This is a genomic window from Marinobacter sp. C1S70, assembly GCF_000475355.1.
In the GTDB taxonomy this organism is placed as follows: domain Bacteria; phylum Pseudomonadota; class Gammaproteobacteria; order Pseudomonadales; family Oleiphilaceae; genus Marinobacter; species Marinobacter nauticus.
On record NZ_AXBW01000011.1, the window covers coordinates 156,702 to 176,266 of the forward strand.

At 57.4% G+C, this 19,565-nt stretch carries 18 protein-coding genes; 16 read left to right on the forward strand and 2 right to left on the reverse strand.

Annotation, left to right across the window (positions count from 1 at the left end):
* The first annotated feature begins 101 nt into the window (after positions 1 to 101).
* Entirely contained in the window at positions 102 to 683 is a 582-nt protein-coding gene (locus Q669_RS02810; protein WP_227501047.1) for a hypothetical protein, read from the forward strand.
* A 159-nt stretch (positions 684 to 842) separates the two neighbouring features.
* Positions 843 to 1,655 (forward strand): DUF6160 family protein, encoded by an 813-nt coding sequence (locus Q669_RS02815; protein ID WP_022991159.1) that lies wholly within the window; start codon positions 843 to 845, stop codon positions 1,653 to 1,655.
* 127 nt (positions 1,656 to 1,782) lie between these two features.
* Here the strand turns inward: Q669_RS02815 and Q669_RS02820 are convergent, their stop codons facing one another.
* Positions 1,783 to 2,394: a hypothetical protein gene (locus tag Q669_RS02820; protein WP_022991160.1), complete on the reverse strand. Its 612-nt coding sequence runs from the start codon at positions 2,392 to 2,394 to the stop codon at positions 1,783 to 1,785.
* Positions 2,395 to 2,648: 254 nt separating this feature from the next.
* On the opposite strand from Q669_RS02820, the gene Q669_RS02825 reads away from it, so the two are divergent.
* The 10 genes from Q669_RS02825 (at position 2,649) to Q669_RS02870 (ending at position 13,531) form a co-directional block, all read left to right on the forward strand.
* Positions 2,649 to 3,671, forward strand: coding sequence for a DUF58 domain-containing protein (locus Q669_RS02825; RefSeq protein ID WP_036148520.1), 1,023 nt, complete (start codon positions 2,649 to 2,651; stop codon positions 3,669 to 3,671).
* Entirely contained in the window at positions 3,668 to 5,758 is a 2,091-nt protein-coding gene (locus Q669_RS02830; RefSeq protein ID WP_022991162.1) for a DUF3488 and DUF4129 domain-containing transglutaminase family protein, read from the forward strand. Before Q669_RS02825 ends, Q669_RS02830 begins: the two co-directional genes overlap by 4 nt.
* Positions 5,751 to 6,782 (forward strand): DNA polymerase III subunit delta', encoded by a 1,032-nt coding sequence (gene holB / locus Q669_RS02835; RefSeq protein ID WP_011785059.1) that lies wholly within the window; start codon positions 5,751 to 5,753, stop codon positions 6,780 to 6,782. Before Q669_RS02830 ends, holB begins: the two co-directional genes overlap by 8 nt.
* 65 nt (positions 6,783 to 6,847) lie before the next feature.
* Complete coding sequence (locus Q669_RS02840; RefSeq protein WP_008171779.1) at positions 6,848 to 7,198, forward strand: PilZ domain-containing protein; 351 nt, start codon at positions 6,848 to 6,850, stop codon at positions 7,196 to 7,198.
* Between the two features lie 12 nt (positions 7,199 to 7,210).
* Positions 7,211 to 8,131, forward strand: coding sequence for an alpha/beta fold hydrolase (locus Q669_RS02845; RefSeq protein ID WP_036148523.1), 921 nt, complete (start codon positions 7,211 to 7,213; stop codon positions 8,129 to 8,131).
* Positions 8,124 to 9,032 (forward strand): DUF4892 domain-containing protein, encoded by a 909-nt coding sequence (locus tag Q669_RS02850; protein WP_022991164.1) that lies wholly within the window; start codon positions 8,124 to 8,126, stop codon positions 9,030 to 9,032. Before Q669_RS02845 ends, Q669_RS02850 begins: the two co-directional genes overlap by 8 nt.
* 4 nt (positions 9,033 to 9,036) lie before the next feature.
* A complete protein-coding gene (locus tag Q669_RS02855) occupies positions 9,037 to 10,245 on the forward strand; it encodes a patatin-like phospholipase family protein (protein ID WP_022991165.1) in 1,209 nt (402 codons plus the stop codon).
* Positions 10,246 to 10,320: 75 nt separating this feature from the next.
* Positions 10,321 to 11,226 (forward strand): 50S ribosomal protein L3 N(5)-glutamine methyltransferase, encoded by a 906-nt coding sequence (gene prmB / locus Q669_RS02860; RefSeq protein WP_022991166.1) that lies wholly within the window; start codon positions 10,321 to 10,323, stop codon positions 11,224 to 11,226.
* 37 nt (positions 11,227 to 11,263) lie between these two features.
* The gene (aroC, locus tag Q669_RS02865; RefSeq protein ID WP_022991167.1) at positions 11,264 to 12,358 is read left to right on the forward strand and encodes a chorismate synthase; all 1,095 of its coding nucleotides are present in this window, start codon (positions 11,264 to 11,266) and stop codon (positions 12,356 to 12,358) included.
* Between the two features lie 18 nt (positions 12,359 to 12,376).
* Complete coding sequence (locus Q669_RS02870; RefSeq protein ID WP_036148527.1) at positions 12,377 to 13,531, forward strand: MFS transporter; 1,155 nt, start codon at positions 12,377 to 12,379, stop codon at positions 13,529 to 13,531.
* On the opposite strand, the gene Q669_RS02875 is transcribed toward Q669_RS02870, so the two are convergent.
* On the reverse strand, positions 13,525 to 14,412 hold the full coding sequence (locus Q669_RS02875) for a LysR family transcriptional regulator (protein ID WP_022991169.1): 888 nt from the start codon (positions 14,410 to 14,412) through the stop codon (positions 13,525 to 13,527). The two genes, Q669_RS02870 and Q669_RS02875, sit on opposite strands and share 7 nt — an antisense overlap.
* 464 nt (positions 14,413 to 14,876) lie before the next feature.
* Here Q669_RS02875 and leuC point away from each other — a divergent pair, with 464 nt between their 5' ends.
* The 4 genes from leuC (at position 14,877) to asd (ending at position 19,293) form a co-directional block, all read left to right on the forward strand.
* Positions 14,877 to 16,295 (forward strand): 3-isopropylmalate dehydratase large subunit, encoded by a 1,419-nt coding sequence (gene leuC / locus Q669_RS02880; RefSeq protein ID WP_022991170.1) that lies wholly within the window; start codon positions 14,877 to 14,879, stop codon positions 16,293 to 16,295.
* A 17-nt stretch (positions 16,296 to 16,312) separates the two neighbouring features.
* Positions 16,313 to 16,960 (forward strand): 3-isopropylmalate dehydratase small subunit, encoded by a 648-nt coding sequence (gene leuD, locus Q669_RS02885; RefSeq protein ID WP_022991171.1) that lies wholly within the window; start codon positions 16,313 to 16,315, stop codon positions 16,958 to 16,960.
* Positions 16,961 to 16,977: 17 nt separating this feature from the next.
* Complete coding sequence (gene leuB, locus Q669_RS02890; RefSeq protein WP_022991172.1) at positions 16,978 to 18,051, forward strand: 3-isopropylmalate dehydrogenase; 1,074 nt, start codon at positions 16,978 to 16,980, stop codon at positions 18,049 to 18,051.
* 126 nt (positions 18,052 to 18,177) lie between these two features.
* Positions 18,178 to 19,293, forward strand: coding sequence for an aspartate-semialdehyde dehydrogenase (asd, locus tag Q669_RS02895; protein WP_036148530.1), 1,116 nt, complete (start codon positions 18,178 to 18,180; stop codon positions 19,291 to 19,293).
* Positions 19,294 to 19,565 lie beyond the last annotated feature (272 nt).

The following is a 19,565-nucleotide window of genomic DNA, read 5'->3' on the forward strand; positions in this document are numbered from 1 at the left end:
ATAGCGTCCTGTTCGGACGGAGAGAAAAAGCCGGTGGCTATTCTAACCGAGATAGCAGGGCACCCCCAGCATAAAAACAATGTGAAAGCCGCGCGCTCCTGTTGCGCGAGCTTTTTGAGGAAAGTGGAGTAGGTATGACACAGTTAAAATCCCGTTTGATGACCTTCCTGATGTTTCTGGTTCCCCTGCTCATGGCACCCGGATACGCCAATGCCCAGCAGCCGTCTGAAACTGAAATCAAGGAGATGATTCAGGAGCAGTTTGTGCGGATGTACCAGAAGGGGGTCGATGACCTTGAAAACCGGATCGTGGTGACTGGCGGGGTAAAACCGTTTGCCGTGGTAACCGACACTGGAGACAAGACCAAAACGATTCGGATCAAGCAGATTGAGGAAATGCCGGCAGATTTGGCAATTGAAGTGCTACGGCGCTCGCTGATTGCCCTGGTGAAGAAAGGCAAGATTGGTGCGACGGCGGTATTTTACACGGCGGCAAACCCCAACAAAGAGTCTGAAGCTGATCGGGTTTTGGTGGTTGAAATGGAACATATTTTCGGTCCAACGCTGGCTCAGCTTGTACCTTTTAACGTCACCGATGGAAAAGCTCGTTTTGGCGAGCAGGTTGTTGTTGAGATGGAGAAAAAGATTTTTAACATCAATGTCGGGGAAGAGTCTGAGGAATAGATGTCAGGTGTCCGACAATCCAGGTATCGATTACGTGAAGGTGGTCACGGAACATTCAGTTACTCCTGCAGTACTCTGTAGCCGTGCAGATACAAAAGTACAGCAAACAGTCTGCACGAGATGGAAATAACAACAAACTGTTCCAATTAGGAGAACGTTATGAAAGGCCTGAAAAAAATCGCACTGGCAACGGCCGTTGCTGCAGCTCCTTTTGCCGCTCAAGCTGATCTGAAAGCGCTTGACGACACCACCATGGGTAACGTGACCGGTCAGGCCGGTGTGACCATCGAACTGGAAACCGAAGTTTCCATCGGTGAGTTCCGCTACACTGACGAAGGTTACCTGGCAGTTAACGACATCTCCATCGGTGGCGGCTCCGTTGAGCGTGATGCCAACGGCGCGGTAACTGGCGTATCCGGCATGCTGGACGACCTGCTGATTGACATCGATGTTGAAGCAGACGGCGATGCCGTGATTGATGTTCACAGCATCTCTGGCGCTCCGATCGACTTCGCCGTGGCTGTTGGCTCTGTCTCTCTGAACGCCACTGACGGCAGCGGCGACTCCACTCTGCTGGCCAGCAACATCGGTATCGAGGGTAACATCGGCCTGCTGAACATCCGTGTGGATACCGCCACTGACGACCTGATCATGAACGTTGGCTTCAACGTGACTGATATGGATATGGACGTGGACTTCCGGGGTGTTAACGTGCGTGACCTGACCGTAATGGGCGCGCAGTTCTATGAGGGAGGCACTGGTGCTCCGGCGATGTTTGCATTTGCCACTGTTACGGTTGGCAAGGGCACTTCTGCTGCCACTGGTGGCGACGCTCTGGAAATCAGCATTCCTTCCTTCGTAGCTGACATCGGTGTAGGCGCGGTTGAGATCGGCGGTGAGTCCATCGGTTCCTTCCGAGTGGACAACCTGGCTGTGACCAACACCACCATGAAGGTATACGGTCACCAGTAAGTTGACCTGACACCGTAAAATGGTGATAACGCCCCGCGCTGCGGGGCGTTTTTTTTGCGCTGATTCAGTCAGACAAAAAAACGGCGACCGCTCTGGTCGCCGTTTTTCATTCCAGGGGCTGGATCAATTACTGATCGGGTACCTGAATGGAAAGGTCAAACCCACCGCCCGGGCGCGGCGTCAGGGTAATTGGGCCTTCGTTAATCGCTTCCGGGATCTGGATTTGGTCAATGCCCGGCGGATTGCCGATACTGAAATTCAGATTCTGGCCATCGAAGCCAATGCCCAACTGATCGTTCAGGAAAGTCTGGGTGAAGGGGTCGTCCGGAATTTCCGGTTGCTGACCAAAGATAATGGGAAGTGTTCTCGGGGTGAAGTCGGCAGGTGGCTGTGCTCTGGCCAGTTCGTCGACCGGGAGCAGCAGGGCTCTGCGCAGAAACTCCTCCTCGGCATCGGACAGCGCATCTTTCTTGCCCTCATCAAGATAGCGCTGAAGGGCTTCCCGATACGCTTCCTCTTCCGCTTCGCTCAGAACGGGCTCGCCCGGCGAGATGGTGAGGGCGCGGATGATCTTTTCCCGATCCGCTTCGGACTTCTGTTGCTGGCGTGGGACAATAATAACGGCGGAATCCTCCACGTAGGTTTCTACCATCTCGTCGGAGGTCATGGTTTGTACGCCGGCCCAGGCCGGTGTGAATGTGGTGGCCGTGATCGCGGCTGCAAGCAGTGTGCGACGCATTTGGGATTGCCTCATGCTGAATCGGTTCAAAAGAGGCGCTGCTGAGTGTACTGCTTCAGTCAATACGCTTCATAATATCACTTTTCAGTATTCGGTTTGTCCGACAGTTTTTCAACCGTAAAGTGCCTGGTGTGTGATCAGAATCCGGTGCTCGAGGGTAAATAGTTAAGGAACCATTATGTTTATGGTTTTATGTCCGGATTACTTGCAACCACATTCCATGAACTTTTGGGCCTGAACCCAGTCGCAGGAGCATGATGCGAAACTCTTTAAACGCCCGTTGGCGACGATGGATCAATCGCCGAATCCCGAGAGCAGACAGCCAGACCCTCAGCCAGAAGAACATCTTCATTCTGCCCACCGCGGCCGGCGTGGTGTACGGCTTGTTGCTGCTGGTCATGCTGATTACCGGAATCAATTACCAGAACAGCCTTATCTATCTGCTTACGTTTATTCTCGGCGCCTTGTTTGTGGGAGCCATGCACCAGACCCACAGAAATCTGTCCGGTCTTTCTGTTGCCCTGGTCCGTCCCGGTGAAGGTCGGGCGGGTGATGACATTCCGTTTGTGCTGCGGGTGACTGCAGGGAAGGATTCAGGCCTTGGCCTGAGCCTGTCGGTTGAGGATTCATCGGTTGAGAGCGTGCATGTGTCGCCGGGTGAATCCCGGGACGTGGTGCTGCCAGTGCCGTCTGCCCATCGCGGCTATCTTCGTCCGGATCGGATCCGTATCGAAACCCGTTTTCCGTTCGGGCTGTTAAAGGCCTGGTCCTGGTTGCGTCCTTTGTCTGCCGGAGTGGCCTTTCCCAGGCCTTTAGCGGCACCCGATGCTGCCGGAACCGTGCAGGATAGTAGCGAAGCCGCGTCGTCTGCGCCTGTGGCCGGCCAGGACAATGCCGACCTTCGTCCCTGGCGTGAAGGCGATATGAGTCAGCGGGTCATGTGGAAGCGCTTTGCCCGTACAGGCCAGATGATTGTGGCCGACTGGCAGGGCGAGCAGGGCAGCCCGCACTGGCTGGATTTCCAGGCTTTTCCCGGCGTTGATGCCGAGTTGCGGCTGAGTTATCTGGCCTGGATGGTGGCAGATCGGGTTCAGAAAAACGCAAGGTTCGGTCTCAGTTTGCCCGGCGATACCATTGAGCCGGACACTGGTTCACTGCATGGAGAGCGTTGTCTGCGCGCGCTAGCGGTGTGGGGCGAGCAACCGCCGAGGGATCCTGACGGTCAGCCTTTTGGTACCCGTCAGGCCGAGAATGCGAAAGCGGGAGTGTCGGCATGAGCACGATCATGGCCAGAGTTTTCTCCGCAAAACCGGCAGAACAGGCACCGATCGAAGCCATCCCCGGTAACGCGCTATTGTGGTTGATTGCCAGTTTTGCGCTGCTTCTGGTTCCCCAGTGGGACCGGCTGCCCTGGTGGCTCATTGCAGCCTGTGCCGTGCTGGCGTGTTGGCGCTGGTTGGCGCAAAAGGGACGGGTAAAACTGCCGGGGCGGCTGCTGCGCACCGGAATCATGGTGGCTCTGATTGGCGTCTACGTGGCCACCGTGCAGGGGCGCTTCACAGTGGATACCGCCGCCTCGTTCTTCGTGTTGGCCGTTGGGCTGAAATGGCTCGAAACCCGGTCCGCCAGGGATTTCTATGTGCTGTTTTTTATTCAGGTTTATCTTGCGGCCGTGAACTTCCTGTTCAAACAGGACATTGCCTGGGCATTGCTGACGTTCGCCGCCATTGGGTGCCTGATGGTGGGCCTTCAGATTCTCAATGCACCGGATCTACCCGGCAGCCTGAGGGCTGGCTGGAAGCGGCTGGGTGTGCTGCTACTGAAAACCCTGCCAGTGGTTGTCCTGCTGTTTGTCTTTTTCCCACGGATGGCGCCGCTCTGGAGTGTTCCGTTGGTGTCCGGTCAGGCCCGCAGCGGGATTTCCGATACCATGCGACCAGGCGACATTTCCAATCTGGCCCAGAGTAGTGAAAGGGCGTTCCGGGTAACCTTCGGGGGCGAGTCGCCACCATATCGGGAACGTTACTGGCGGGGTCTGATTCTCGATTATCTGGATGATGAGACCTGGCGCCAGAGCGACCCCGACGGTTTCCGACGGCCAGCCAGGGTAGACAACGACGGTGGTGTCGGGCCGTTGCGAAGTAATGAATACGATATCCTGCTGGAGCCAACAGACCAGCGGTGGGCGTTTGCTCTGGAGAACTCGGTAGCCGTCTCGGGCAACGTGGTAAGTACGCCGGAGGATTTGTTCCGCTTTCAGCGCCCCGCCGACAGCCCGGTGCGTTATCGCCTGGCCCGGGTTTCCGCTGTGCCAGCGCCGGCTGAAGCCCTTTCCCCGGCAGAAACTCGGCGCTATCTCCAGCTTCCTCCATCCGGCAACCCCCGGGCCCGGGAGCTGGCACGAGAACTGTCCGAAGATCTGTCCCATTGGGAAGTCGTCAACACGTTGCTCCGGCGTTTTCGGGAGCAAGCCTATTTCTATACGTTGCGCCCGCCCACCATGCCAGACGACGGTATTGATGCGCTGTTGTTTGATGAAAAACGGGGCTTTTGTGCTCACTATGCCGGTGCGGCGACCTTTGTCTTCCGGGCCGCCGGGATTCCTGCCCGAATTGTGGTCGGCTATCAGGGCGGCGACGCCGGGGCGGGTGGAGATTACCTCATTGTCCGTCAGTACGATGCCCACGCCTGGGTGGAGGTGTGGCTGGAAGGCCAGGGCTGGGTGAGGGTAGACCCGACAGCTGCCATTGCGCCAAGCAGGATTGAATCCGGATTGCGGGATGCGGTGGCCGATGAGGGCTCGTTCCTGGAAAATGATTTGACCTCGCCGCAGCGCTACGGTGATGTCGCGATCCTGCAATGGGCGTCGCTCCAGCTCGATCGCATCAATTATCACTGGCAGCGATGGGTGGTAGGTTACCAGGGGCAGAGTCAGATGGATCTGATGTCCCGGTTGCCGGGCAATTTCGGGCTCAAGGAACTTGGCTACCTGACGGCCGGAGTGGTTGGCTTCACCCTGCTGATCGCAGGGGTTGTCTCGGCTCTTTCGATTCGCCGCGGCGCCCGCAAGGATGCATTCGGTCGGGTGGTGTTGGCCTGGCATCGGCTGTGCGAACAGGTTGGCGTGCCGGTCCGTACCGGTGAAACCCCTGCGACGCTGGCAGAACGCCTGGCTAATGCGCGCCCGGAGGTTGAATCTTCGGTCCGCCTCTTTGCCCGGGCGGTAAACAGCCATTACTATACGGCCTCAACACAGGAAGCTTCCGCGCACGAAGCGCGCAGGCTTACCCGGCTATTGAAAACGATGAAACGACAGCTCCGTCGTAAACCTGAACCCGCTTCACGGACGTTCCGACATGACTGATATCGCGAAGGACATGCCCTGGCTCGGCCGCGCCTGGAGCACGGTGCAGCAACGTCTGGCCCAGGATCGGTTGCCTCACGCGCTGCTGGTCGTTGGTGAGCAGGGCGTCGGGAAAAGGGCGTGGGCAGAAGCCGTCGCTGGGCTGCTGTTGTGCGACCAGCAGGTCGGCCTCGACGACGGAGCACCGATTGCGTGCGGTCAGTGTCGTCAGTGTCAGTTGATCGCGGCGAACAGCCATCCTGATGTCCGGGTGTATTCACCGGAAAAGTCCCGGATGGTGAAAGTGGATCAGATCCGCGCGCTCTCGACGTTTGCCGTGGCCTCGCCACAGGTTGCACACCGCAAGGTGGCCATAGTCGACCGGGCGGATCAGCTCAACATCAACGCCGCCAACGCATTGCTGAAAACCCTGGAAGAGCCTTTGCCGGATGTGACCCTGTTGCTGCTCCAGGAATCCGGGCGGCCGGTACTTCCCACCATACGATCCCGCTGCCAGGCCCTGACCATACCGTTACCTGATGCCGAGGATGCCGGGCGATGGCTGTCTGCCCGGGTATCCGAGTTGGAGGAATCCATCCGCCCGTCGCCGGACACTCTGGCCAAAAGCCTGATGCTGGCGGGTAATGCTCCCAGGCTGGCGCTGGAGTATGCCACTGGCGAGTTTCTTGCGCAGAGGGATGAGGCCTTCGAGGCATTTCGACAGTTCATGAAAGGCCAGATGACGGTAGGGGACGCCGCCCGCCGCTTCAAAACGCTGGGACTGGACGATACATTATGGCTGTTTGAAAGCTGGGCCGCGGACCTGGCCCGGTGCAGTGCCGGGGGCGAAGTTCAGGACCCGGAGGCAGCAGACATGTTGGGCTATCTGGCCAGAGCCAACCCGCCGTGGCGCGCTCATCAATTGATGGAGCGGGTTCGGGAAAGCCGGAGTGCGGGCATATATAACGCAAGCCCGGAGCTTGAGGCCACTCAGCTTCTACTGGCCTGGCGGGAGTTGATGCCCCGGAAGCGGCAGACAACGTGAGCGTTGTTCAGGATCAACTGCTATCATTGCGAAATATCAGTAAATTTGCGTAAAAGGTATTTGATATGGGGCCCGGATTCGGAGCACGCAGCGGTATTCTAACCCTGACGATCAAGGACAAGGCGGTTCTCTATGCGGCGTACATGCCCTATATCCGCCAGGGAGGCCTGTTTATTCCTACCCAGAAGCAATATCAGCTGGGCGATGAGGTGTTTCTGCTGCTCAACCTGATGGATGAGCCGGAGAAAATCCCGGTGGCTGGCAAGGTGATCTGGATTACCCCCAAGGGTGCTCAGGGAAACCGGGCCGCAGGCATTGGCGTGCAGTTCAATGGCGATGACGAAACTGCCCGCACCAAGATTGAATCCTACCTGGCCGGCTCGCTGAGTTCCGATCGTCCCACCCACACCATGTAAGGCCGCTACCGAATGACGGAGACCTCGTTGCCCGGTAGCGTTCCAGAACCACAGGCCGGCTGCCATGAAATGCACTGGCCCCTGGATAACATAACTCTTTCGGGTCTGACCTGGCCGAGCTCCAGCGAGGAAAGCTCACGACCACCGGCTATCCTTCTGCACGGCTGGCTCGACAATGCCATGTCTTTTGCCCGACTGGCGCCGTTGTTGGCCGAGAGCACCACGATACATGCGGTGGATATGGCAGGGCACGGACACTCGGGCCATCGGCCACCGGGTTACAGCTATTGGCTGATGGACTACGTCGGGGATCTATCCGAACTGGTGGAACGGCATTTTCCTGAAAGCGAACGTTACCCTCTGGATCTTGTGGGGCATTCTCTGGGCGGGATCGTCTGCGCACTCTACGCCGCCGCCTTCCCGGAACGGGTGCGTCGATTGGTGATGATTGACAGTCTGGGCGCTCTCAGTCGGCCAGCCCGTGAGACCATTCCCCAGTTGCGGCGGGCATTACAGAAACGCAGGGCCGGTTCTGCTGCCCCGGCGGTCTATCCGGATGTTCAGAGCGCGGCCCGAATCCGGGAGGGCGGGCTAAGTCCTCTGAGCCCCGAGGCGGCAAAAACGCTGGTGCCCAGAAACATGCGCGCGGAGCCTGGTGGATTCATATGGCGCACGGATGCCCGTTTACGACATCCGACACCGCTGATGATGACCGAAGAACAAGTCAGGGCCTCTTTGGCTGCCATCCAGACTCCCGCTTTATTCGTAAGGGCAGAAGAAGGATTGCTGGTTTCGCGCACCGGGCTCGATAGCCGTGCCGATCTGGTTCCCAACCTTGAAACAGTCGATGTGCCCGGTGGGCATCATTGTCATCTTGACGGCGAGGTCACTCCCGTTGCCGAAGCGATTAACAGGTTCCTCTTACATGGCTGATCGTGGCTTTTCTTCGACGGTCGGTGCGCTGGCCGGCCTTATATTGTTAGGTTTCACCAATCCTGCAATGGCTGCCTGGCCGGAAGAGGCGCCAGCCCCGTTCCCGCAGTCAACGCTTGAATCCACGGTCGAAATTCAGTCTGCTGGCCATCTGGTGCTTTTTAGTCCGGTTCGGGAAATTCGTGATGAAATCCGCTCCGAGACCATGGCTCGTCTGCCGGTGCAGGGGCAGGGCCAGCTGTTTGAAATCTCCAAGGATGCAAATCGTCAGGCTGCGAGGGCCCATTACTTCCAGCAATTGTCTGCTGGTGGCGCAAAGATTCTGTTTGAGTGTGCAGGCATCGCCTGTGGCCGCAGTAATGTCTGGGCCAACCAGATTTTCCAGCAATCCCGACTGCTGGGACGGGACGCCACCCAGGATTACCTGGTTGCGGCGACAACCGCTGAGGACGGACAGCAATGGCTGACCCTTGTCTACACCGTGACAAGAGGTAACCTGAGGGAGTATGTCTGGGTTGAGCATCTGAATGTTGGTTTCGGTGCGGCCATTCCCGGGTATACCATTGGAGTTGGCCCGATTCAGGGGCCTTTGGTGATCCCCTGGTCCGGCGGAGTGACGTTTCGTTTTGAGTGGTCAGCGGATGATCGGCGAACCCTGAATGACTGGGCTGGCGATGATGCGGAAGTGGTGCTGGCCTCGTTCACCGATCTCGAGCAGGATGAGCCGCTCGAAGCGGCTTTGGAGCGTTCCCGCGCTGCGGCCGAAAGCCTGGCCGCGCTGCTGGGCAAGACGGGTATTTCGCTGAGTCAGATACGCATTGTTCCGGTTGGGCCGGCCGTCCCGATGAATGACCCGACTCGGCAGGGTAACCGGGTTGAGGTGCTGGTTATCAAGAGGTAAGGAAATGGCAGAAAAGGATAGCCCGGAAAAGGAAGCGTCCGGCAGAACCGCAGCCGCGCAGGACGGCGTCACGTCGGTAGTGACCAGTTCTGGTATTTCTGCGGCGTCAGCGCCGGCCAGTACCGAGCGCATGGAGCCATTGCCTGGTAAGGGCAAAACCGTTGCACTCACCCTTGGTAGCGGCGGCGCCCGTGGCTATGCCCACATCGGTGCGATTGAAGTCCTTCAGGAGCGTGGTTACGAGATCGTTGCCATCTCCGGCTGCTCCATGGGCGCCCTGATCGGTGGCATGTACGGTGCCGGTAAGATGAAAGACTACAAGGACTGGGTGACCGGGCTCGGCCAGTTTGATGTCTTGCGATTGCTGGATGTGACCTTCACTTCTGTCGGCGCTATTCGTGGAGAAAAAGTCTTTTCTGTGGTTCGGGATATTCTGGGCGATACGCGTATTGAGGATCTGCCCATTGCTTACACCGCCGTAGCAACAGATCTTCTGGCCCATAAGGAAATCTGGTTTCAGGAAGGCCCGCTGGACCAGGCTATCCGCGCCTCCATTGCCATACCCAGCGTGGTGACGCCTCTGGTGCTCAACGGCCGGGTACTGGTGGATGGCGCACTGCTCAATCCATTGCCTATTATTCCCACCATCTCAGCCCATGCAGATCTGGTGATGGCCGTTAACCTGAGCGGTGAGGATGATCAACAAAGGCGCATTCCAGACGCTGCGTTTGCTCCGGAAGAAACCAGTAGCGATATGGAGGAATGGGTCGATGCCATTCGCGAAAAGGCGTCCCGCTGGTTTGATTGGGATACCCTGAAAACGCTGGGTTCCCGAAAACCGGAAAGTGGTGAGTCGCCGGAACAGAAAATAAGCCGGGAAATGGCAAAAAAGACGGCGCCCGAGAAAAAGCGTGAAGACGAATCGGGGCGGTCCAGACATCGTGACGAGCACGAGACCATCGACTGGGACAAGCTGGGCATTGGCAAATTCGATGTAATGAACCTGACCATCGAGACCATGCAAAGCGCGTTAGTGCAGTACAAGATTGCCGGCTACCCACCGGATCTGTTGGTTAACATTCCCAAGAATGCCTGCAGAAGCTACGACTATCACAAGGCCCCGGAGCTGATACAACTGGGCCGGGAGCGGATGTTGGCCGCCCTGGACCGGTTTGAACAAAGCCGCAGCAGCTCCGGCCCGCTGGCTCTCTGAGCCACAAGAGCTGCAGCCCGCGCCGCAATGCGCGTATAATGCCGCGCACCATTAGCCAGACCAGGAAGCTAAGTTTTGACCAGTCCCGTTGACGACCTGCACTCCATCCGTGACCTGCTTCGGTTCACGGTTTCCCGTTTTGCGGCTTCGCCAATCTACTTTGGCCATGGCACTGATAACGTCTGGGATGAGGCCGTTCAGCTGGTATTGCGCAGCCTGCATCTGCCGCTGGAAAACAACAATCTGTTTCTGGATGCGCGACTGACCCGTTCAGAGCGGGAACTGATTCTCGAGCGCGTAGAGCGTCGGGTCAACGAGCGTATTCCGATTGCTTACCTGCTTGGCGAAGCCTGGTTTATGGGGATGCCGTTCAACGTTGATGAGCGCGTTCTGGTTCCCCGTTCGCCGATTGGCGAACTGCTGGAGAACGGTCTTCAGCCCTGGTTAGGCGCGACGCAGGTTCAACGAATTCTGGATTTGTGTACTGGCAGCGGCTGTATCGGTATTGGCGCGGCGACGGTTTTTGACGAGGCGGAAGTGGATCTGTCTGATATTTCGGCGGATGCCCTCGCCGTAGCTGAGTCCAATATTGAACTTCATGGACTGGAGGGTCGCGTACGCGCGATTCAGTCGGATGTTTTCGACAACATTGAAGGTCGCTACGACGTGATCGTCAGTAATCCGCCTTATGTGGATGCGGAAGACCTTGCAGACATGCCGGCCGAGTATCACCATGAGCCCGAACTGGGCCTGGCCGCCGGAGACGATGGGCTGGACATTGCCCACCGCATAGTTGCCCAGGCTGCCGATTACCTCACCGACGACGGACTCCTGATTGTGGAGGTTGGCAACTCCTGGGGTGCCATGGATGATGCCTACCCGGATTTGCCGTTAACCTGGCTGGAATTCGAGAACGGCGGCGATGGCGTATTCCTGGTCACTGCCCGGGATCTGCGTGAATGGCAGGCCCGAAAAAGCTAAGATCGTAAATTACAAAACCTGTATAAAGTGCTGAATTATGTCGGGAAATACATTCGGAAAGCTGTTCACCGTCACCACCTTTGGTGAGAGTCACGGCGCGGCCCTGGGCTGCATTATCGACGGTTGCCCTCCGGGCCTGGAGCTGTCAGAAGAAGATATGCAGCGGGACCTGGATCGCCGCAAACCCGGTACTTCCCGGCATACGACCCAGCGTCGTGAGGCGGACGAGGTTCGGATTCTGTCTGGTGTGTTTGAGGGCAAAACCACGGGCACACCGATTGGTCTGATTATCGAGAACACGGATCAGCGCTCCAAGGACTATTCCAAGATTGCTGCCCAGTTCCGTCCGGCCCACGCTGACTACACTTACCACCATAAGTATGGTGTCCGGGATTACCGGGGCGGTGGCCGCTCATCCGCGCGAGAAACCGCCATGCGGGTTGCTGCCGGTGCGGTCGCACGGAAGTTTCTTGAGCAGCGTCTCGGGATCAAAGTGCGGGGTTATCTTTCCCAGTTAGGACCGATCAAGGCAGATAAGCTGGATTGGGATCAGGTTCACCAGAATCCCTTCTTTTGTCCGGATGCAGACAAGGTCTCCGAGATGGAAGCCTACATGGATGCTTTGCGTAAAGAAGGGGATTCGATTGGCGCCCGCATCAATGTGGTTGCGGAGGGGGTCCCTCCAGGTCTTGGTGAGCCGATTTTTGATCGTCTGGATGCCGATCTTGCTCACGCCCTGATGAGCATCAACGCGGTCAAAGGTGTGGAGATCGGTGCCGGTTTTGATTGCATCGAGCAGAAAGGGACAGAGCACCGGGATGAGATGACGCCGGAAGGCTTCCTTTCCAACAATGCCGGTGGTGTTTTGGGCGGCATTTCCTCCGGCCAGCCGATTGTTGCCAGTATTGCCCTTAAGCCAACATCAAGCTTGCGGTTGCCCGGCAAGGGCATTGATGTAGACGGCAATCCGGTGGAGGTGATCACCACTGGTCGGCACGACCCCTGTGTCGGTATCCGCGCGACGCCCATCGCCGAGGCCATGATGGCGATCGTCCTGATGGACCATTACCTGCGTCATCGCGGCCAGAACGGCGATGTAGAAGTCACCACGCCGGTCCTCGGCCAGCTCTGATTCAGGGGAGGCGCTACCATCTACTGGCGGCTGTCGAACCTCTATTTCTGGTTTTTCGCCCTCCTTGGAGGGCTTTTGCCCTATTGGTCCCTCTATCTTGAGGGGCAGGGCTACTCCTATCTCCAGATTGCCACATTGATGGCGACCATCCAGCTAACCAAGATCGTCGCACCCAGCGTTTGGGGTTACATCGGTGACCGGACCGGCCAGCGGGTCCGCCTGGTACGATTTGGTGATATTTTCGGCTCGCTGTTTTTCGCCGGCGTGTTTCTGGAACCCGGATTCTACGGTCTGTTGCTGGTCATGCTGGTGTTCACTTTCTTCTGGAACGCCATCCTGCCGCTTTATGAAGTCATTACCTTGCGGGTGCTCGGCAAACACCGTGACAAGTATGGCAAGGTGCGTCTTTGGGGCTCCGTCGGATTCATCGGAGCCGTGGCTCTGGTAGGCGGGCTGCTGGAACTAGTAGAGATTCAGTATTTGCCCTGGCTTTTGTTGCCCGTGTTTGCGGGGATCGCCGTGTCGGCATTCCTGGTGCCTTCCGAGCGTGGCGAGCGCAAGCAGCAATCTGCACCTGTCGGCAGCCTCAAAGCAATTGTCACTCATCCGGCTGTGATCGCTTTTTTCGCGATGAATTTTCTGCTTCAGGTATCACATGGTGCCTACTACACCTTCTTCAGTATCCACCTGGAACAGCATGGATACGGCAAGCTGGCCATCGGGTTGCTGTGGTCACTCGGAGTCATCGCAGAGATAGGCTTGTTTCTGATTATGCACAGGCTATCCCGGCGTTTTAGTGTACGGCAGGTGGTGCTGGGGGCGCTGGTGCTGACGATGATCCGCTGGGGCCTGATTGCCGAGCTTACGTCGGTATTGCCGGTACTGATCTTTGCCCAACTGCTGCATGCGGCTTCTTACGGCGCGTTGCATGCAGTATCCGTCCAATACATTCAGGGCTTTTTCGGTAAGCACCATCATGGCCAGGGTCAGGCTCTATACAGTGGCCTGACCTTCGGCGCCGGCGGGGCGCTCGGTGCATGGTTATCCGGTTTCCTGGTGGATGGTTTCAGTACCTCCGCGGCGTTCTGGGGTGGTGCCGCCGCAATGGCCCTTGCGATTATCGTGACCTGGCGGGGCTTGCAGCTGCCGCCGGAACCCCAGCTAGCTCATTGACCGGACTCTGGTCGCGTTTCTTCCTGTTCCACTATCTGCAGCAATGCCTGTGCGGCACTGCCCAGTTGTCGTCGGGACAGTGCCACGGCACCCAGAACCCGGGTAACAGGGTGGGGCACTTCAAGCACTTTCAGGCTGTTATCGAGCATGCTAACCGGCAAAATGCTCCACCCAAGGCCAACGCTTACCATCATTTTGATGGTTTCCAGGTAGTTGGTTGGCATCAGGGGTCTCAGGGTGAGGTTGGCTTCCAGAAACAGACGGCTGACCACCCGGTAGGTGGCGGTGCTGGTGTCCGGTAGCAACGCCGGGTGTGGCGCGAGGTCAGAAAGTTCAGGACTCGCCAGTGCTGCGAGAGGGTGTTCTTTCCCAACCACGAAGGCCATTGGGTCTGGCCACTGGGCGAGGATGGAGAACTCCGGATTCATGCTGTCGCTGAGGGTCACAAAGGCCAGTTCAGCATTGCGTTTATTCATCTGGTCGTAGGCGGCATCGGACTCCATGAATTGCAGATGCAGATCTACTTGAGGGTATTCCCGGCGGTAGCGGCGCAGCCAGTTGGGCAGGTGGTGCAGGCCGATGTGGTGGCTGGCGATGGCGTGGAGTTCGCCTCCGATGCTGTCGGCGCTGGTGGTCAGGGCCATGCGGGCGTTGTGGATTTCATCGAGGATTTTGCGGGCATGGGGGAGGAGTCTTGTGCCGGCTTCGGTCAGGCGGATTTCCCGGTTGCTGCGGTCGATCAGTCGGGTGTCCAGTTGGGTTTCCAGGGCGGCCAGGCGTTTGCTGATGGCTGGCTGTGTCAGGTGCAGGGTTTCAGCGGCTTCTGAGAAGGAGCCCTGGTCGACGATTGTCAGGAATGCTTTCAGGGAGTTTGCGTCCATAGTTGCTGCTCCAATTGATGGGTGGATTCCAAGTTGGTGCAGGGATCAGATTCAGAAACCCCCTCCCAAAAACCGCTACAAGCACGTCCGTGTGCGCTTCTCTCCGGCCATCCATGGCCTCCGACATTTTTGGGAGGGGGTTCCTGAATCTGCTCCTCATACTTGGGTGCAGGTTTCAGGACTTCCCGACTCATGTTGGGGGAGCGAACGGGCGGGTAAGGCTTTTCAAAACCGTTGAGGGCCAAGGACGGCCCGAAACGAGCCCACAGGGATGTGCTTGTAGGCGTGTTTTGAAAAGCCTTACCCGCCCGTTCGTGACCTGCACCTTAGTATGGCTCTACTATTGTCGATTCCTGCTGGGAATGCAAAGCATAAAAAACATGAATTGAGGTTATTCGTGACGTAGGGGTATGATGTCACCATTCGAAGCAGAAACAGAAACCCCCAGAGAGTGAGAGAGAATCATGGCGGGCAAGACTTTATACGACAAATTGTGGGACGACCATTTGGTCAAGCAGCGGGACGATGGTTCTGCGTTGATTTACATTGATCGTCAATTGTTGCACGAAGTGACATCACCTCAGGCCTTTGAAGGGCTTCGTCTGGCTAACCGCAAGCCTTGGCGGATTGATGCCAACATCGCCACGCCGGATCATAACGTTCCCACCACGGATCGTGATAAAGGTATCGACGGCATTGTGGATCCGGTCTCCCGAACCCAGGTGGAGACGCTGGACAAGAACTGTGACGAGTTCGGGATTCTCGAATTCAAGATCAAGGATCAGCGCCAGGGCATCGTGCATGTGATTGGGCCGGAGCAGGGTGCGACGTTGCCGGGCATGAGCATTGTCTGCGGTGATTCTCATACTTCTACTCACGGCGCTTTTGGCTGTCTGGCTCATGGTATCGGCACGTCTGAAGTGGAGCATGTTCTGGCGACCCAGTGCCTGGTCCAGAAGAAGATGAAGAACATGCTGGTAAAGGTGAACGGCAAGCTGGGCGCGGGTGTGACCGGCAAGGATGTGGTTCTGGCAATCATCGGCAAGATTGGTACCGCCGGTGGTACCGGTTACGCCATTGAGTTTGGTGGCGAGGCCATCCGTGGTTTGAGCATGGAAGGCAGGATGACCATTTGTAATATGTCCATCGAAGCCGGTGCCCGGGTGGGTATGGTGGCAGTGGATGACACCACCATCGAGTATGTCAAAGGTCGTCCTTTTTCTCCCAAGGGTGATACCTGGGACAAGGCGGTTGAATACTGGCGCACGCTCCACAGCGACGATGATGCGGTGTTCGACAAAGTGGTTGAGCTGGACGGTTCCGCCATTCAGCCTCAGGTGAGCTGGGGCACGTCGCCGGAGATGGTGGTTGGTGTAGAGGGCGCGGTGCCGGATCCTGCGAAGGAAGAGGATCCCATCAAGCGCGAGGGGATCGTCCGCGCGTTGAAGTACATGGGCCTTCAGCCGAACCAGAAAATTACCGATATCAAGCTGGATCGCGTGTTTATCGGTTCCTGCACCAATAGCCGGATTGAGGATCTGCGGGAAGCTGCGGCGGTGGTTAAGGGCCGCAAGGTGGCTGCGAGCCTCAAGCAGGCGATGGTGGTTCCGGGTTCCGGTCTGGTCAAAGCCCAGGCGGAGAAGGAAGGTCTCGACAAGGTCTTTATCGAGGCGGGTCTGGAGTGGCGTGATCCGGGTTGTTCCATGTGTCTGGCTATGAACGCCGACAAGTTGGGGCAGGGCGAGCATTGCGCGTCTACCTCCAACCGGAACTTCGAAGGTCGTCAGGGCTTTGGTGGGCGGACTCACCTGGTGAGCCCGGCTATGGCCGCCGCGGCAGCGGTGACTGGCCACTTCGTTGATGTCCGTGAATTGATGCACTGAGCCACAGGAGAGAGACCATGCGCGCATTTACGCAACACCAGGGCATCGTAGCCCCCATGGACCGTTCCAATGTGGACACGGACATGATCATTCCCAAGCAGTTTCTGAAGTCCATCAAGCGCACGGGCTTTGGCCCGAACCTGTTTGATGAACTGCGTTACCTGGACGAGGGGAAGCCGGATCAGGATTGTGCTGGCCGTCCGCTGAATCCGGATTTTGTGCTGAACCAGGACCGTTACAAAAACGCCAGTGTACTGCTGGCCCGGGCCAACTTCGGTTGCGGTTCCAGCCGTGAGCACGCGCCTTGGGCGCTGGATGATTTCGGTTTCCGGGTGATCATTGCCCCGAGCTTTGCCGATATCTTCTACAACAACTGCTTTAAGAACGGCCTGTTACCCATTGTTTTGGATGAAGAAGTTGTCGACAAGCTGTTCAAGGAAGCCGAAGCGAGCGAAGGTTATCAGCTGACCGTTGACCTGGAAGCGAAGACCGTGACGACACCGTCTGGGGAGTCGTTCAGCTTTGACGTGGATGACTTCCGTCGTCACTGCCTGCTGAATGGTCTGGACGACATTGGTGTAACGCTGGAAGATGCCGATACCATTCGCGCCTACGAAGAGGCTCGCCGCAAGACGGCTCCCTGGCTGTTTAACGCTGGAAACTGATTAACAAGGATTTGGATATGTCCCGTAATGTATTGCTTCTGCCGGGTGACGGCATTGGTCCGGAAATTGTTGCCGAGGCAGAAAAGGTTCTGCACAAGGTTAACGAACAGTTTGGTCTTGGCCTGAGCTTTGACAGCGCGCTGGTTGGTGGTGCGGCCATCGATGCCAATGATACTCCGCTGCCGGACGAGACCCTGGAGAAGGCCCGCAAAGCCGATGCCATTCTGCTTGGCGCAGTAGGTGGCCCCCAGTGGGACAGCCTGCCGATGGCCAAGCGCCCGGAGAAGGGGTTGCTGGGTTTGCGCTCCAACCTGCAGCTGTTTGCCAACCTGCGCCCGGCCATTCTGTACCCGCAGCTGGCGTCTGCGTCTTCCCTGAAGCCGGAAGTGGTTTCCGGGCTGGATATCCTGATCGTGCGTGAGCTGACCGGTGGTATCTATTTCGGCCAACCCCGTGGTGTGCGTGAGCTGGAGAACGGTGAGCGCCAGGGTTACAACACCTATCAATATACCGAATCCGAGATTCGCCGGATTGGCCGGGTTGCCTTTGAAGCGGCCCAGCAACGGGGCAAGAAGCTGTGTTCCGTAGACAAAGCCAACGTGCTGGAAGTGACCGTGCTGTGGCGGGAAATCATGGAAGACCTGAAGCGGGAATATCCCGATGTGGAGCTGTCCCACATGTACGTGGACAACGCTGCCATGCAGCTGGTTCGTGCGCCGAAGCAATTCGACGTGATTGTGACTGGCAACATGTTTGGTGATATTCTTTCTGACGAAGCAGCTATGCTCACCGGCTCTATCGGCATGTTGCCGTCTGCGTCGCTGAACTCTGAAAAGCAGGGCATGTACGAGCCTTGCCACGGTTCGGCACCGGATATCGCCGGTAAGGGCATTGCCAATCCGCTGGCCACCATCATCAGTGCAGCCATGATGCTGCGTTACAGCCTGAATGAGGAAGAAGCCGCAGCAGCGATTGAAGCGGCGGTCAGCAAGGTGCTGGATCAGGGCCTGCGTACCGCAGACATCATGTCTGACGGCGGCCAGAAGGTCTCCACCCGCGAAATGGGTGAGGCGGTTCTGAACGCACTTTAAGCCAGGCTTGATCCGGCAAACCGAGACCCGACAGCGGCGCGATGCTGCCGCTGCGGGATCATCCATCCTGTCCCTGCCAGCGATAACGGTAATGGGCGGGCATAATGTGAGGTTCAAAGGTCGCACATGAAGCGAGTTGGACTTGTAGGTTGGCGTGGCATGGTAGGCTCAGTCCTCATGCAGCGCATGCGTGAAGAAAACGATTTTGCCGATATCGATCCGGTGTTTTTCACCACTTCCCAAGCAGGGAAGCCGGCCCCGGACGTAGGCAAGGAAGGTGTTCCTCCTCTGCAGGACGCCTTTGATATCGACACCCTGAAAGGCATGGATGTGATCGTGACCTGTCAGGGCGGCGATTACACCACCGAGGTTTACCAGAAGCTGCGTGATGCGGGCTGGGACGGCTACTGGATTGATGCCGCATCCACCCTGCGGATGGTGGATCATTCCGTGATCGTGCTGGACCCGGTTAACCGTAACGTGATCGACTCCGCCCTTGATAAAGGCGTGAAGGACTACGTTGGTGGTAACTGCACCGTCAGCCTGATGATGCTGGCCCTGGGTGGCCTGCTGGAGCAGGACCTGATCGAGTGGGTTTCCCCGATGACGTACCAGGCGGCTTCCGGCTCTGGTGCCCAGAACATGCGTGAACTGCTGAACCAGATGGGCGCCCTGAACGAGAGCGTGAAATCTGAACTGGCCGATCCGTCATCCGCCATCCTGGAAATCGACCGCAAGGTGACCGACACCATGCGTTCCGGCGATTTCCCCACCGAGCACTTTGGTGTGCCTTTGGCGGGCAGCCTGATTCCGTTTATCGACAAGCAACTCGATAACGGCATGAGCAAGGAAGAGTGGAAAGCGGGCGTTGAGACCAACAAGATTCTGGGTCGCAGCGATAATCCGATTCCGATTGATGGAATCTGCGTGCGCATTGGCGCCATGCGTTCTCACAGCCAGGCGCTGACCATCAAGCTCAAGAAGGACCTTTCGGTTTCTGAAATCGAAAGCATCCTGGCCAAGGGCAACGACTGGGTGAAGGTGATCCCGAACGATCGTGACGCCACCATGCAGGAACTGACCCCGACCAAGGTGACCGGTACCCTGAGTATTCCCATCGGGCGCATCCGGAAACTGGCCATGGGGCCGGAATACATTTCAGCGTTCACTGTGGGTGACCAGCTGCTCTGGGGCGCCGCTGAACCGCTGCGCCGCATGCTGCGGATTCTGCAAGAGCGTTAAGAAATGTTACGCAGGGGCAATTAATGCCAACTGTGTCCGGTTTTCAGCAAACCGGTCAGGGGCGGAGGCTGATTTCAGCGTCCGCCCCTGTTATTTTCAAGGGCGCTAAGGAGTTCCGCCCGATAGATAAAAAAACGGTGCAAGGATTGCAGCTGATTGATTGATAAAACGGGTTTTATCAACAATACTTGCCAAACCGAACGGTATAATTGCGATATAAAAACGAGAAATAACAAGGCGAAAGTCATCCAACCTCGTCCGATTCTGTTGAG

What these genes read in the sequence shown, in the direction of transcription:
- Q669_RS02815 (WP_022991159.1), top strand. Translation starts at nt 843, where the DNA reads ATGAAAGGCCTGAAAAAAATCGCACTGGCAACGGCCGTTGCTGCAGCT.
- Q669_RS02820 (WP_022991160.1), bottom strand. Translation starts at nt 2,394, where the DNA reads ATGCGTCGCACACTGCTTGCAGCCGCGATCACGGCCACCACATTCACA.
- Q669_RS02825 (WP_036148520.1), top strand. Translation starts at nt 2,649, where the DNA reads ATGATGCGAAACTCTTTAAACGCCCGTTGGCGACGATGGATCAATCGC.
- Q669_RS02830 (WP_022991162.1), top strand. Translation starts at nt 3,668, where the DNA reads ATGAGCACGATCATGGCCAGAGTTTTCTCCGCAAAACCGGCAGAACAG.
- holB (WP_011785059.1), top strand. Translation starts at nt 5,751, where the DNA reads ATGACTGATATCGCGAAGGACATGCCCTGGCTCGGCCGCGCCTGGAGC.
- Q669_RS02840 (WP_008171779.1), top strand. Translation starts at nt 6,848, where the DNA reads ATGGGGCCCGGATTCGGAGCACGCAGCGGTATTCTAACCCTGACGATC.
- Q669_RS02845 (WP_036148523.1), top strand. Translation starts at nt 7,211, where the DNA reads ATGACGGAGACCTCGTTGCCCGGTAGCGTTCCAGAACCACAGGCCGGC.
- Q669_RS02850 (WP_022991164.1), top strand. Translation starts at nt 8,124, where the DNA reads ATGGCTGATCGTGGCTTTTCTTCGACGGTCGGTGCGCTGGCCGGCCTT.
- Q669_RS02855 (WP_022991165.1), top strand. Translation starts at nt 9,037, where the DNA reads ATGGCAGAAAAGGATAGCCCGGAAAAGGAAGCGTCCGGCAGAACCGCA.
- aroC (WP_022991167.1), top strand. Translation starts at nt 11,264, where the DNA reads ATGTCGGGAAATACATTCGGAAAGCTGTTCACCGTCACCACCTTTGGT.
- Q669_RS02875 (WP_022991169.1), bottom strand. Translation starts at nt 14,412, where the DNA reads ATGGACGCAAACTCCCTGAAAGCATTCCTGACAATCGTCGACCAGGGC.
- leuC (WP_022991170.1), top strand. Translation starts at nt 14,877, where the DNA reads ATGGCGGGCAAGACTTTATACGACAAATTGTGGGACGACCATTTGGTC.
- leuD (WP_022991171.1), top strand. Translation starts at nt 16,313, where the DNA reads ATGCGCGCATTTACGCAACACCAGGGCATCGTAGCCCCCATGGACCGT.
- leuB (WP_022991172.1), top strand. Translation starts at nt 16,978, where the DNA reads ATGTCCCGTAATGTATTGCTTCTGCCGGGTGACGGCATTGGTCCGGAA.
- asd (WP_036148530.1), top strand. Translation starts at nt 18,178, where the DNA reads ATGAAGCGAGTTGGACTTGTAGGTTGGCGTGGCATGGTAGGCTCAGTC.